11 protein-coding genes are annotated in these 13,780 nt (G+C 54.9%); 7 read left to right on the top strand and 4 right to left on the bottom strand.

Going from position 1 to position 13,780, the window contains the following annotated elements; all coding sequences use genetic code 11:
• Positions 1–38: 38 nt before the first annotated feature.
• Positions 39–1,271, bottom strand: coding sequence for an enterobactin transporter EntS (gene entS, locus MES37_RS06435; protein WP_237930655.1), 1,233 nt, complete (start codon positions 1,269–1,271; stop codon positions 39–41).
• 141 nt (positions 1,272–1,412) lie between these two features.
• On the opposite strand from entS, the gene fepD reads away from it, so the two are divergent.
• The 5 genes from fepD to MES37_RS06460 all read left to right on the top strand — a co-directional run bounded on the left by fepD (position 1,413) and on the right by MES37_RS06460 (position 4,979).
• A complete protein-coding gene (gene fepD / locus MES37_RS06440; protein WP_121814164.1) occupies positions 1,413–2,402 on the top strand; it encodes a Fe(3+)-siderophore ABC transporter permease in 990 nt (329 codons plus the stop codon).
• Positions 2,399–3,391: an iron-enterobactin ABC transporter permease gene (gene fepG / locus MES37_RS06445; protein ID WP_237930656.1), complete on the top strand. Its 993-nt coding sequence runs from the start codon at positions 2,399–2,401 to the stop codon at positions 3,389–3,391. Before fepD ends, fepG begins: the two co-directional genes overlap by 4 nt.
• Complete coding sequence (gene fepC, locus MES37_RS06450) at positions 3,388–4,188, top strand: iron-enterobactin ABC transporter ATP-binding protein (RefSeq protein WP_121814165.1); 801 nt, start codon at positions 3,388–3,390, stop codon at positions 4,186–4,188. The genes fepG and fepC overlap by 4 nt, the downstream gene beginning before the upstream one ends.
• Positions 4,189–4,302: 114 nt before the next feature.
• Positions 4,303–4,617, top strand: a complete 315-nt coding sequence (locus MES37_RS06455) for a type II toxin-antitoxin system RelE/ParE family toxin (protein ID WP_232886127.1) — start codon at positions 4,303–4,305, stop codon at positions 4,615–4,617.
• Positions 4,618–4,649: 32 nt separating this feature from the next.
• A complete protein-coding gene (locus tag MES37_RS06460; protein WP_064548926.1) occupies positions 4,650–4,979 on the top strand; it encodes a HigA family addiction module antitoxin in 330 nt (109 codons plus the stop codon).
• Between the two features lie 39 nt (positions 4,980–5,018).
• Here the strand turns inward: MES37_RS06460 and MES37_RS06465 are convergent, their stop codons facing one another.
• The 3 genes from MES37_RS06465 to fes are packed head-to-tail and all read right to left on the bottom strand — an operon-like array spanning position 5,019 to position 10,371.
• Positions 5,019–8,912, bottom strand: coding sequence for an enterobactin synthase subunit F (locus tag MES37_RS06465; RefSeq protein ID WP_237930672.1), 3,894 nt, complete (start codon positions 8,910–8,912; stop codon positions 5,019–5,021).
• 7 nt (positions 8,913–8,919) lie between these two features.
• Positions 8,920–9,141 (bottom strand): MbtH family protein, encoded by a 222-nt coding sequence (locus MES37_RS06470; RefSeq protein WP_121814167.1) that lies wholly within the window; start codon positions 9,139–9,141, stop codon positions 8,920–8,922.
• A gap of 3 nt (positions 9,142–9,144) precedes the next feature.
• A complete protein-coding gene (gene fes, locus MES37_RS06475) occupies positions 9,145–10,371 on the bottom strand; it encodes an enterochelin esterase (RefSeq protein WP_237930659.1) in 1,227 nt (408 codons plus the stop codon).
• 280 nt (positions 10,372–10,651) lie between these two features.
• Between fes and MES37_RS06480 the strand changes: the two genes are divergently transcribed.
• Positions 10,652–12,934: a TonB-dependent siderophore receptor gene (locus MES37_RS06480; protein ID WP_064549030.1), complete on the top strand. Its 2,283-nt coding sequence runs from the start codon at positions 10,652–10,654 to the stop codon at positions 12,932–12,934.
• A gap of 105 nt (positions 12,935–13,039) precedes the next feature.
• Positions 13,040–13,714 (top strand): enterobactin synthase subunit EntD, encoded by a 675-nt coding sequence (gene entD / locus MES37_RS06485; RefSeq protein ID WP_121814169.1) that lies wholly within the window; start codon positions 13,040–13,042, stop codon positions 13,712–13,714.
• The last annotated feature ends 66 nt before the right edge of the window (positions 13,715–13,780 follow it).

A 13,780-nucleotide genomic window follows, 5' to 3' on the forward strand; every position in this document is an offset into this window, starting at 1 on the left:
TGGTGGATGACGCTTGCGCTTATCCACCCTACGAAAACCTACGCCGGAACGCTCTGCTGATAACCACGCAGCTGCACCAACACCATCGCCAATACTATGCCGCACAGTGTTAATGCCAGGCCGCTCGCACTCGCCGCAGCGACCGGCGTCATCGCTACCGTCAGGCCGCCTAAAATGGCGGCACCAATCGCATCGCCAGTGACGTTTTGCGCCGTCCACAAACCGTTAATACGGCCTAGCATACCGTCCGGTGTTAGCGTCTGAATTAAGGTGTATTGCAGCAAAGAGCTGATCGCACTGAGATAACCAAATAGCGCCAGACACGCCAGCCCAAGCCCCCAAACCGGCATCAGGCTGAAAACGCCAATTGAGATAAACGAAACAATTCCCGTCGCCAGCATAATACGGCCTGGGCGTGCGTGATGAGCAATATGCCCGCTGGTCAACGCGCCAATGGCAGCACCCAACGGAACGGCAGCGTACATCAGGCCGATTTGCGCCGCGCTCATTTGCCAGTGTCCGGCGAGTGCGGGATAAAGAACGCGCACCGCGCTCGCCATCGTCAGCAACGCGCCAACTAACGCAATGCCGCCAATAATCGGGTTACCGACCAAAAAACGGAACCCATTGAGCAGCGAAAGCAGCGGGTTTTCACGCACCTGCGGCGGTGGCGGCAGCTTCGGTAAACTCAACAGCGGCAGTAAAGTGACGAAAGTGCCGACAGACGCCAGCGCGTAGTTCCACACCACGCCGCCGGAGGCCAACAACAGCCCGCCGAGCATCGGTGAAATCACTGAGCCGAGGCGCACCGTCAGCATGGTAATCGCACTCGCCTGCATTAAGTTTTCACGCCCGACTAACGCGGGTGTGGCGGCTAACAACGCGGTCACGCCAAGTGCGCCAAAGAAACCATCCCATACGCCAAGCAGATAAATCGCCGCCAGCGACGGTTCCGGCAAGGCGGCGTTAATCGTCAGGCCAATAAAGCCAACGCCACAGGTAGATCGCGCCAGCAAAATCAAACGGCGGCGTTCGTGCCGGTCGGCCAGCACACCGCCCATCATCAGGCCGATAAACATCGCGCTGCCGGTTAACGTCACTGCCAGCCCAACTTGCAAGGAAGAACCGGTCAGCGTCTGGATTTGTACCGGCACGGCAACGCCCAGTAACCCAAGCGAGACAATCGAGATAAAACGGGCAAGGAAGACGGCGCGAAAAGCAGGATGAGTTTTGAGCAAACTGAGGTTGAGCAACAAAGAATTGCGGTTCATTACATGGCCTTAAAACGAATTTTTCTTTCCAGATGCGAGGCGGCTCATGCTAGCATAAACAAATAAGAGTGATAATGATAATAACTATCATTTAATTTTACATTGTTTTTGTAAGGCTACGAAGTGAAGGATATACAACGTATGTCACGCTGGTTCATCCTGCTGAGTTTGTTGTTTTTACTGCTTTTAATGGCAGCGCTCAGTCTGCTGTTAGGTGCCAAATCACTCCCCGCAGAAGTTGTTATGGATGCGCTCAGCGGCCAGTGCCAAAGTGCGGATTGCACCATCGTGCTTGATGCACGCCTCCCGCGCACGCTAGCGGGTATTCTTGCCGGAGGCGCACTTGGCCTTGCCGGTGCGTTGATGCAAACCCTGACACGCAATCCGCTTGCTGACCCCGGACTGCTTGGTGTTAATGCCGGAGCGAGTTTTGCCATTGTGCTGGGTGCCGCCGTGTGGAGCCTTTCGTCGCCGATAGCGCTGCTCGGGCTGGCGTTTGCTGGTGCATTATCTGCCGCTTTAGTGGTGGCGTTTACCGGAAGCCAGGGCGGTGGGCAGCTCAGCCCGGTGCGTTTGACGCTGGCAGGCGTGGCGCTCGGCGCGGTGCTTGAAGGCTTGAGCAACGGTATCGCGCTGTTAAATCCAGTGGTCTATGACCAGTTACGTTTCTGGCAGGCCGGAACGCTGGATATTCGCACCCTCACCACTTTGAAAATTATCGTGCTGCCGGTACTGACGGGCTGTGCGATTGCGCTGCTGATCAGCCGTTCGCTTAACAGCCTGAGCATGGGCACCGACACCGCAACCGCACTCGGCAGTAAAGTGGCGCGCACCCAATTGCTGGGTTTAGTGGCAATAACGTTATTGTGTGGCAGCGCCACCGCCGCCGTGGGGCCGATTGCCTTTATCGGCCTGATGATGCCGCATCTGGCGCGTTGGCTGGTGGGGGCCGACCACCGCTGGTCGCTTCCCGTCACCTTGATTGCCACCCCTGCCCTGTTGCTGTTCGCCGATATTATTGGCCGCATGCTGGTGCCTGGCGAGCTGCGCGTTTCAGTGGTGAGCGCGTTTATTGGCGCGCCGATGCTCATTTACCTGGTGCGCCGTAGCCGCAAAGGAGCCAGGCAATGAACCGCGCCTCCCCACGCCTGTTTATCAGTTGCTGGTGCTTGCTGTTGCTCGGTATCTCGCTCGGATTATGGAGCCTGGGCAGCGGCGTGTTGCCGCTCTCGGTCAGCCAGGTGATTGACGCTCTGCTTGGTACCGCACCACGAAATATCTCACTGGTGGTCGTCGAATGGCGTTTGCCACGCGTTGTCATGGCGCTGCTGATTGGCGCGGCGCTGGGCGTGAGCGGGGCCATTTTCCAGTCGCTAATGCGCAACCCGCTCGGCAGCCCGGATGTGATGGGTTTTAACACCGGAGCCTGGAGCGGAGTATTAGTGGCGATGGTGCTGTTTGGTCAACATCAAACGGCGATTGCCGGTGCAGCCATGGCAGGCGGCATCATCACCACGCTGGTGGTGTGGTTGCTGGCCTGGCGTAACGGTATCGAAACTTTCCGCTTAATCATTATTGGAATCGGCGTGCGCGCCATGCTGGTGGCGTTTAACACCTGGCTGTTACTGCACGCCTCGCTGGAAACCGCTCTCTCCGCCGGGTTGTGGAATGCAGGCTCGCTCAACGGTTTGACGTGGGCGAAAATTTCCCCTGCCGCCCCGTTGATGTTGCTAGCGCTAATTGCGGGCGCATTACTGGTTCGCCGTATGCGGCTGCTGGAAATGGGCGATGACAGCGCCTGCGCATTGGGTGTTTCCGTTGAGCGCTCGCGCCTGATGTTGATGTTAACCGGCGTGATTCTGACTGCCGCCGCAACCGCACTTGCCGGGCCGATTTCGTTTATCGCCCTCGTCGCCCCGCACATTGCCCACCGCCTGAGCGGCAGCTCGCGCTGGGGTTTGCTGCAATCCGCCTTATGCGGTGCAACGTTGCTGCTGGCCGCCGACCTTTGCGCCCAGCAACTGTTCATGCCGTATCAGTTACCGGTCGGCGTGGTGACGGTCAGCCTTGGCGGTATCTATTTAATTGCGTTGTTGATTCAGGAGTCCCGTAAGAAATGAGTCAGATTTCCTCCCCCTCACGCCTGCATGGCGAAAAACTGACGCTGGGATATGGCAATCATGTGGTGGCAGATGGCCTGACCGTCGCCATTCCTGACGGGAAATTTACCGCGATTATCGGCCCCAACGGCTGCGGGAAATCCACGCTGCTGCGCACGCTAAGCCGCCTGATGAAACCGATGCACGGCGAGGTGTGGTTAGACGGTAATGAAATCCATCGCTTCGCCACTAAAGAAGTGGCGCGGCGCATCGGGTTGCTGGCGCAAAACTCCAGCGCACCAGGCGATATTAGCGTGGCTGAACTGGTAGCGCGTGGGCGTTATCCGCATCAGCCGATGTTTACCCGCTGGCGCGAAGAAGACCGCCAGGCGGTGGCGCGGGCAATGCAGGCGACCAACATTGAAGATTTAGCCGAGCAGCCAGTGGATACGCTATCGGGCGGCCAGCGCCAGCGCGCATGGATTGCGATGGTTCTGGCGCAGGAAACCTCCATTCTGCTGCTGGATGAACCGACCACCTGGCTGGATATCAGCCATCAAATTGATTTACTGGAACTGCTGCGCGATCTGAACCAAAAGCAGGGCTACACGCTGGCTGCCGTGCTGCACGATTTGAACCAGGCTTGCCGTTATGCAACTCATTTAATTGCACTGCGAGACGGGAAAATTGTTGCCGAAGGCGCACCGGCAGACATTGTCACACCGGAGCTTATCGAGGCCATTTATGGTCTACGCTGCATGATTATTGAAGATCCGGTGGCGCATACGCCGCTGGTGGTGCCGCTCGGACGTGGCTAAAAACTCGCTGATTAAAAAGTTTGCGTAACGTCTCGCAAAGATGCACACTCACACAGTGCAAGGATGCAAGGTGTGCTCTACTGCCCATCCGGTCACTCAGATGGAACCAGCATCATGGAGAAGATGCGCACGATAAACAGTTTTAGAGATCCATGGCTCGAAGATTTCTTTTTGTTCACTCTATACCATCAAAAAATTCCGCCAGGTATCGTGAACGTGCTGGCTAGAAAACTAGATATCATCAACGCTGCCGTAACTTATCAGGATTTGCGATCTCCTCCGGGAAATCGCTACGAAGAACTTAAACCACCACTGGAGAAGTACTCCTCTATAAGAGTGAACAACCAGTTCCGGCTAATCTTCATCTGGCGTAACGGCAAAGCGCACAATATTTACCTTGATGATCATGGCTATCGAAAACATAACTGATTCGCCCAGTAACCACGCAATGAGGATGAATTATGGTCCAGGCACAGCGTAAACCGACCACCGTTGGTGACGTGCTGCTTTATGAATACCTCGAACCGACTGGCTTGCGTATTAACGATCTGGCCGAAATGCTTCAGGTACATCGAAATACGGTGAGCAAATTGCTCAATAACAACAGTAAACTCACCACTGATATGGCCTTCAGACTGGCAAAAGCATTTGATACTTCTGTAGATTTTTGGCTGAATCTACAAACCAATCTCGATGTCTGGGAAATCCAAAACGACCCACGTACCCAGGTAGAAATTAGCCGTATCATCACGCTCAAAGAGATGCTTGAGCGTAAAACTCGGGCGGCATAAGCGACACGGCGGATAGCACAAACCATCCGCCGCTTTTATTTAGCTCTGCGCTAACACCCGCTGCAACAGCGGCCCTATTTCCTCAAAGGCTTTTGGCGAAATAATATCGACGTGCGCGCAGTCCAGGCGGAAGACTTCAAGCTCGCTAATCCACGGTGCCCAGGCTTTTTGCGGCTCCATTCCTTCGGGCAGCGTTCGCTCGGCCACAAACAACGTGGCTTTCCCACCAAACGGCACGCTTTGCGCGCTGGTTAACAACCGTACCGCATCACCATAGTTACCTTCTATGGCCTGGAACAACGCGTCGGAAGCTTGACCGGCTTGTGCGGCAACAAAGGCTTCGCGTTCACGGTTAATCTCTTCAAGTACCAGAGGATCGAGTTCGTTTGCCCCCTTCTCCGCCCAGTTTTGTGTTTCTGGCGGCCAGGTATCCAGCAGGCCTAAAAACGCCACTTCCTCGCCTGCCGCTTCAAGCCGTGCAGCAATACCTTGCGCGAGTGTGCCACCCAACGAATATCCCATCAGGTAATACGGGCCATGCGGCTGGAGTTCGCGCAGGGTTTGCAGATGCGATTCGCAAACCTGTGCCAGATTTTCCGCTTGCTGCATCGGGCCATCCGGGCGCGGCGACTGAATACCGGTAATCGACCAGCGCGGGTCGAGATAACGCTGCAACACACTAAATTGCCAGGCAAAACCCGACGCCGGATGGAAGCAGTACAGCGTCGGCCCGTGGCTTTTACGCAACGGCAGAACCGCAGAAAAACCTGCACGGCTGGCCTCTTCTTCGCCCTGCTCTTGCGCCAGAGTTTCCGCAAGTTGGCCGACGGTGGACGCCACCATCACCTGGCCGACGGTCACCGGCCTTGCGAGGGTTCGGCGTAATTCAGCCGCGAGGCGCATCGCCAGTAATGAATGGCCGCCGAGGGCAAAGAAGTCGTCATCCACGGACTGAATTTCACAACCCAGCAGGCTGGCAAAAGATCCAGCGATGGTGATTTCCAGAGCCGATTCGGGCGCACGACCGCTGCTGCGTAACGCCAGTTCAGGCAACGGCAGGGCTTTTCTGTCCAGTTTGCCGTTGGCACTCAGCGGGAATTCATCCAGCTGGATCAGTGCCACCGGCACCATATGCGCAGGCAGGACCGCGCTAAGCTGTTCACGCATTGGCTCAAGGGGCAAAGCCTGACCAGAAGCCGAAACCAGATAACCGACTAACTGGCGAGCATCACCGCCGCCAACGGCTTCTTTATTGAGCACGCAAGCGAGTGTCACGGCCTGTGCCACATCGGGCAAAGCCTGCAACGCACGGTCAATATCCCCTAGCTCAATGCGCTGGCCGCGGATTTTTAGCTGATCGTCGCTGCGCCCGAGATATTCCACCGCACCGTCATCCAGCCAGCGTGCGACGTCACCGGTGCGGTACATCCGCTCACCTGCGGCAAAAGGGTCGGCAACAAAACGGCTGGCGGTGAGATCCGGGCGGGATAAGTAACCTTGCGCAAGTTGAATGCCGGTGAGGTAAAGATCGCCTGCAATACCCGGCGGAACCGGGCGCATTGCCGAGTCCAGAATGCGCAAGCCCGTGTTCCAAACCGGCCAGCCAATCGGCACGCTGCTACCCGACACCTGCGCCAGTTCGTCACCAAATGCCGGATACCAGCTCACGTCCACAGCGGCTTCCGTTGGCCCATAAAGGTTATGTAGCGGCGCGTGAGTTAGCTGTTCCCACTGGCGGCACAGTTCGGTTGGCAGCGCTTCACCACTACAGAACACGCGGCGTAATGTGGTGCAGCTGGCAATCGCGGCTTCATCGCCAAGAGCTGCAACAAACGCACTCAACATAGAGGGAACAAAGTGCGTGGTAGTAACGCGATAACGGGCAAAGAGCTGCTGTAGCGCTTGTGGATCGCGGTGCGCCTCCGGCGGTGCCATCACCAGTTGTGCGCCAACCAGATACGGCCAGAAAAACTCCCAAACCGAAACATCAAAACTGCATGGGGTTTTCTGCAAAACCACATCTTCAGCGTTTAATGGATAGTGATTTTGCATCCATAACAGGCGGTTAACGATGGCCTGTTGCCCGACCATCACCCCTTTCGGGCGGCCTGTTGAACCAGAGGTGAAAATCACATACGCGGTGTGTTCGGGGCGCGAAAGTGCTTGCCGCTCCGGTAAGTTATCGGTTTCCAGCAGCGCCTGATAACTAAAGGTTTGCAAACCATTGATGACGCTAAATCGCGGGAGCTGCTCTTGCGCGGTCAGCAGCAAACGCGGCGCCGCATCTTCCAGCATCATATGCAGGCGTTCGTCGGGATAACCAGTATCCAGCGGCAACCACGCTGCGCCCACTTCAACAATCGCCTGCAACGCCAGTGCTAAAAAGACCGAACGCGGTAGCGCCACCGCCACCACATCGCCAGGTTTCACGCCACGGGCAATCAGTTCACTGGCCAAAGCACGCACCTGTTGGTGCATTTCACGATAAGTAAACTGATGGTTTTCATCAGCCAGCGCCGGAGCATTTGGCGTGCGCAGAACCTGTTCGCCAATCAACTGGCTTAAGGTTGTCGCGGGAACTACCGTTTGCGTGGCGTTGACACCATCCAACAGTTCTATTTCGGATTCATGTAGCAGTTGGGCATCCACACAGCGTAAGTCGGGATTAGCCGCAAACTGGCGCAAAAGTCGCGGTAAACGAGCGAGATGTTGCTGCAATGTGCCGGCATCATAACGCTCGGCGTTCGCCAGAATTTCCAGCGAGAAGTCGCCCTGTTCGCTGATATACAGCGCAATTTCCAGATCTCGCACTGGCCCTGATGCCAGTTGATGCGTAACCCCTTCAATGCCGTTGAAATCCAGGCGGTAATCAAACATTTTCAGGTTCAATACCGGGCCATATAACGGCTCACCGCTGGAAACCTGCCCTAAATCACGCTGGATTTGCTCGGCATCATAGCGCTGGTAACGACGCAGGCCTTTTAACTCTTTCGCCAGATTTGCGGCGAGTGCCGCAAGGGTAAAGTCCGGCTCGATACGCACACCAAACGGCAGCACGTTTAACACCGGGCCGGTTGCGCAAAGCGCTGCGGAACCCATGCGGCGCATGAAGATAAAGCCTGCCGAATAATCAGCGCGCCCGCTTAAGCGCCCGAGCCACAAGGCCACCAGCCCTAATGCCATATCGGCGGCGGTCAGGTTATGGGAGCGAGCGCAGTTCACCAGCTCCATGAATTCAGTGCTGTCAAAATGCAGCGACTGGCGAATCAATTGCGTAGTGGACCCCTGGCCTGTCAGCGGTTTAGCCGAAAGCGTGGCGGGAGGCGGCAGCTGTTTGGTTTTACTTGCCCAAAATGCCGCATCGCGTTGCCAGGCGTCGCTTTCTCGGTAATGTTCGTATTCAGCCACCACTTCGCTAAACGGGGTAAAGGGGCTGGGTTCAGGTTGCACATTCTGACAGTAGGCACTGTAAATATTGGCAATACGGCGGGTAATGGCGGTGAAGCTGAAGCCATCTACCACTAAATGATGGAAACGTTGATACCAGAACCAGCGCGTTTCGCTGACTCGTAAAATCTGATGATGGTAAAGCGGTTTGCCGCTACTGATGCGTAAATCCTGTTCGAGATCGTCACGCATCATGGTCAACGCCGCCGCTTCTGGGTCGGCGCTTTTACGGAGATCGCGGCACAGCGGCAGAGTGAACGACGCGTCAGGATCAACCCACTGGCGCGCTTCGCCATCCACTTCGCTAAAGCGCATGCCAAGGGTATCGGCCTCTTTCATTCCGGCGACGATAGCCTTGCACAGCAGCGCTTCATTGAGTTCGCCTTTTAATTCAACGTAATGGGCCACGCTCCACGCATTGGCCTGCGGCGAAAGCTGATCCGCCATCCAGATGCCGGGCTGCGCCGCCACTAACGGCAAGGTCATTATATTTTTACTCACCGATCACCCCAGTTTTTGCAAAAGATGAAGGTTGCAGTTGCGTCCAGTTGGCAAGCAGCCAACGGTTGCACTCATCGTTTGATGCCGGTTCACAAACCACCTGCCAGCCACCGGGCAATGCACAGTGTTCAGGCCATAAACTGAACTGTTGCTGGCGGTTTTCAAGGATGAAAAAACGGCTCTGCACTGAGTCGAAGGGATTACTAAATTCCATGCCTTACTCCTGTTTAAAAGACGCTTTCCACAGCCAGGTCAGACCGTCGAGCAACCCGCCTCGCCAGCAAAGCGCATCATGCCCACCGTCAACCTGACGGTAGAAAATCGGCTGCTGTGTCTGTTGTAGTAAGGGATAAATTCGTTGATTAACTTGATGAATGAGCGGTTCTCTGACCCCTGCTTCAAGATAGATGCGTAACGGTTTTGCGCAGCGCAAGCCGCTTTCCAGTTGCTGGATTAACTGCCCGCCGTGCGCCGCGGTTTCGCGCTTTGGCCACCAGTACGAACCGGACTGGCTAAGCACGCAGCCAAATTGTTCCGGCCAGTGGAGTGCGGCATAAAGCGATGAAAGCCCACCATAGCTTTGCCCCGCCACCACGGTGGTTTCAGGGTTTTCATTCCAGCGGATTTGCGCGCGAAGCTGCGGCAAAAGTTCTTCTTGTACCGCACACCAGAACTGCGCATTACACGGCAGCTCATCGCTACGCGTCGCATCGTCGATGACATCAATCAGCAGGTAAACGGCGGGCGGCAGCTCACCGCTGTCCGTTTGTGCCTGCAACGCGGACCATACCGGCATCCCTTCCGCCCAGAATTGCCCGTCGAGCAAAATCGCCAACGGGCGCTGCTCCGGTGATTCATCGCCGGTGGTGAATATCCACACCCTGCGCTGGTTGTGCAGACGCGGGCTATTCCAGGTGATGCACTGCGGCTCGCGGTAGGGTATTTCCAGTGCTTGCCAACCGGGCTGCGGTGGCGCATCAGGCAGATGAAGTGCTGACATGGGATGCCCGCGTCCGCCGTGCCAGCTTTCAGGATTCATAGGGTCGGCAATCGCACATGGCAATAATTTTCGCCACCCTTCGCGCAGCGCCATAGGTTCCGGCACGATGCCTTCGAAGGCTGCCGCCGGGAAATCCTCTTCGCAAGATGACGGAATAAAACAGTAACTGCCACGCCAGGTGCTGCTGAGCTGCGTTTCCCACAGCCAGACATCCGTCCCCGCCACGCGTTCAAGGGTTTGTGGACGAGCGCGTTGGTGATGGTCAGTAACGCCAGTGATGTAAATCCAGACTCGTTTGATCGCTGAGGTTTGCTCACTGCCTTGTGGGTCACGCCACAGGAATGTCACCGTACATTGGCCATCTTTCTCACCGCTAACGGTAGGTATCCCATGCGCCAGCCTTTGCTGCCACCAGCCTTCACTTCCTGTCAGAATATTTCTCACTAGAACATAACCATTTGAAATTATTGATAACGATCAATAATGCTGAAATATATTGATAATACTATTGATAATTATTTGCATTTGCAATAGCGTATTTCCGCGCTTTGAGCTACCAGCTTCCTGGTGCAAAAACAATAAATTGCCGGACTTGACCGCACAATTTCCTCATTTCATGGGGGTTGGCGGGGAGATCTTGGTATCACTATGTGAAATCCATGCTGCACCCGATCCCTCTGGGAATGGAATGACAACGGGTTCAGCGGAAAAGCAGGCCGCCATAATGACTATAAAAATTAACTATTCCCTCGCGATGCTGATTAATCTGGGAATCTACGGTGCCACACTCCCCGCTTACGCGGCAGAGCAAGCGGCATCAGCAACGGCTCAAACCGCTGCGACAAGCAACGACAACACGCCGATCCCCGCCGACGAAGACACCATGGTGGTTACCGCTGCCGAGCAGAACTTGCAGGCTCCAGGGGTTTCGACCATCACCGCTGAAGAACTCAAGAAGCGCCCACCCGCGCGTGATATCTCCGAGATCGTCCGTACCATGCCTGGCGTGAACCTCACCGGTAACTCCACCAGCGGCCAGCGCGGTAACGGCCGCCAGATTGATATTCGCGGTATGGGCCCGGAAAACACCCTGATTCTGATCGACGGCAAACCTGTCACCAGCCGTAACTCTGTTCGTTTGGGCTGGCGTGGCGAGCGTGATACCCGCGGTGATGCAAGCTGGGTGCCACCAGAAATGGTTGAACGCATTGAAGTGATTCGTGGCCCTGCGGCCGCGCGTTACGGTAACGGTGCAGCAGGCGGCGTGGTGAATATCATCACCAAAAAAGGCAGCGGCGAGTGGCACGGTTCGTGGAACACTTATCTCAATGCGCCTGAGCACAATGATGAAGGCTCAACCAAACGTACTAACTTCAGTCTGAACGGCCCGCTGGGCGGGGATTTCAGCTTCCGTCTGTACGGTAATCTGGATAAAACTCAGGCCGATGCCTGGGACATTAACCAGGGCCACCAGTCTGAACGTACCGGGATTTACGCGGATACGCTGCCCGCAGGCCGCGAAGGTGTCACCAACAAAGACGTCAACGGTGTAGTGCGTTGGGACTTTGCGCCCATGCAATCACTGGAACTGGAAGCGGGCTACAGCCGCCAGGGCAACCTGTATTCCGGCGATACGCAGAACACCAATACCAACCAAATCGTTAAAGATAACTATGGTAACGAGACTAACCGTCTGTATCGCCAGAGTTACTCACTGACCTGGAACGGCGGCTGGGATAGCGGCCTGACCACAAGTAACTGGGTGCAGTATGAGCACACGCGCAACTCGCGTATGCAGGAAGGCCTGGCCGGTGGTACCGAAGGGATTTTCTCCAGCGATAAATTCAGTGATATCGACCTGAGCGACGTGCTGTTGCACAGCGAAGTGAATATCCCGATTGATTTCGTGGTGAATCAGAACCTGACGTTGGGTACCGAATGGAACCAACAGAAGATGAAAGATTTATCGTCAAACAGCCAGACGTTTATGGGCGGGCCGATCCCTGGCTCAAGCAGCACCGACCGTAGCCCGTACTCGGAGGCAAAGATCTTCTCGTTGTTTGCTGAAGACAACATGGAAGTGACCGACAGCACCATGCTGACGCCAGGTCTGCGTTTTGATCACCACAGTATTGTGGGCAACAACTGGAGTCCGTCACTGAATCTGTCTCAAGGTTTAGGTGATGACTTCACGTTGAAAATGGGCATCGCCCGCGCCTATAAAGCGCCAAGCCTGTATCAAACCAACCCGAACTACATTCTGTACAGCAAAGGCCAGGGTTGCTACGCCAGCGGCACCGGCGTGGGTTGCTACATGATGGGCAATGACGATCTCAAAGCGGAAACCAGCATTAACAAAGAGATCGGTCTTGAGTTCAAACGTGATGGCTGGCTTGCCGGTGTGACCTGGTTCCGCAACGACTACCGCAACAAAATTGAAGCGGGTTATGCCCCTATCGGCCAGACGGCATCAGGCAAAACCAAAACAGATATTTACCAGTGGGATAATATTGCTGAGGCACTGGTAGAAGGCCTGGAAGGTGCATTAAACGTGCCGGTCTCCAATTCTGTGAACTGGACGAATAACATCACTTATATGCTGGAAAGCAAGAATAAAGAGACTGGCGAGCGCCTGTCTGTTATTCCGGAATATACCTTGAATTCCACGCTAAGCTGGCAGGTTCGCCAGGACATTTCACTGCAATCGACCTTTACCTGGTACGGCAAGCAACAGCCGAAGAAGTACAACTATAAAGGTCAGCCAGCAACAGGAACGGAAACCAACGAAGTGAGCCCTTATAGCATTTTGGGCCTGAGCGGAACCTGGGATGCGACGAAAAACGTTAGTCTGACGGCGGGCATCGATAACCTGTTTGACGAACGTCACTGGCGTGCGGGTAATGCCCAGACGACAGGCGGTACGACCGGTTATATGTATGGTGCGGGTGCCGCAACGTATAACGAATCCGGTCGTACTTATTATGTGAGTCTGAATACGCACTTCTAAGTTTTTGGCTATTCGGCGGATGACGCCTGCGCTTATCCGCCCTACGAGAAACCCGTTGTAAGGTGGATTAGCGTGAGCGACATCCACCGTTTTTAAGCGATCGCGATGCAATATCAACTATCCCATTTCGACTTCTTCCCTGGTCAGCGGGTTTTCCGCGTCGATTTTGACGCCACAACCTTTCAGCCCGACGATCTGTTATGGCTGCCGCATCATCAACGTTTATCCAGTGCGGTAAAAAAACGCCAGGCCGAACATCTCGCGGGAAGAATTGCCGCCGCTGAAGCGCTGCGTTTTCATGGCGTAGCCGATTATGTTCCCGGAATCGGTTTGCATCGCGAACCTTGCTGGCCACCAGGGTTTAGCGGCAGCATTTCGCACAGCGGTAATATCGCGCTGGCAACAGTCATGGCTGACGACCCACTTTTACGAGTGGGAGTAGGCATCGACTATGAAGAAATTATTGCGCCAAATGTCGCGCTGGATATATACAACGGCATTATTGAAAACGCAGAGAAAGAACCGATCGCTGCATCGCCATTTCCCTTTAATTACGCTTTAACTTTGGTGTTTTCAGCGAAAGAAAGTTTATTTAAAGCCTTGTTTCGTCACGTCGGGCGCTACTTTGATTTTTCGGCTGCATCCATAAGTAAAATTGATGATCAACAGCTAATTCTGGTTTTGAATCATTCACTTGGCCCATACAAAAAAGGTTGTGAATTCAAAGCAATATGGAAAGGTAACGCAACGCAATTAATAACGCTAATACGGCTTGGCTGAGAATAAAGAGAAATCGCTTGCGGTTCGGTAATAAGTGAATGTTATATTCGAAAGACACAACACAAA

The organism is Buttiauxella sp. S19-1, assembly GCF_022134725.1.
Lineage (GTDB): Bacteria > Pseudomonadota > Gammaproteobacteria > Enterobacterales > Enterobacteriaceae > Buttiauxella > Buttiauxella ferragutiae.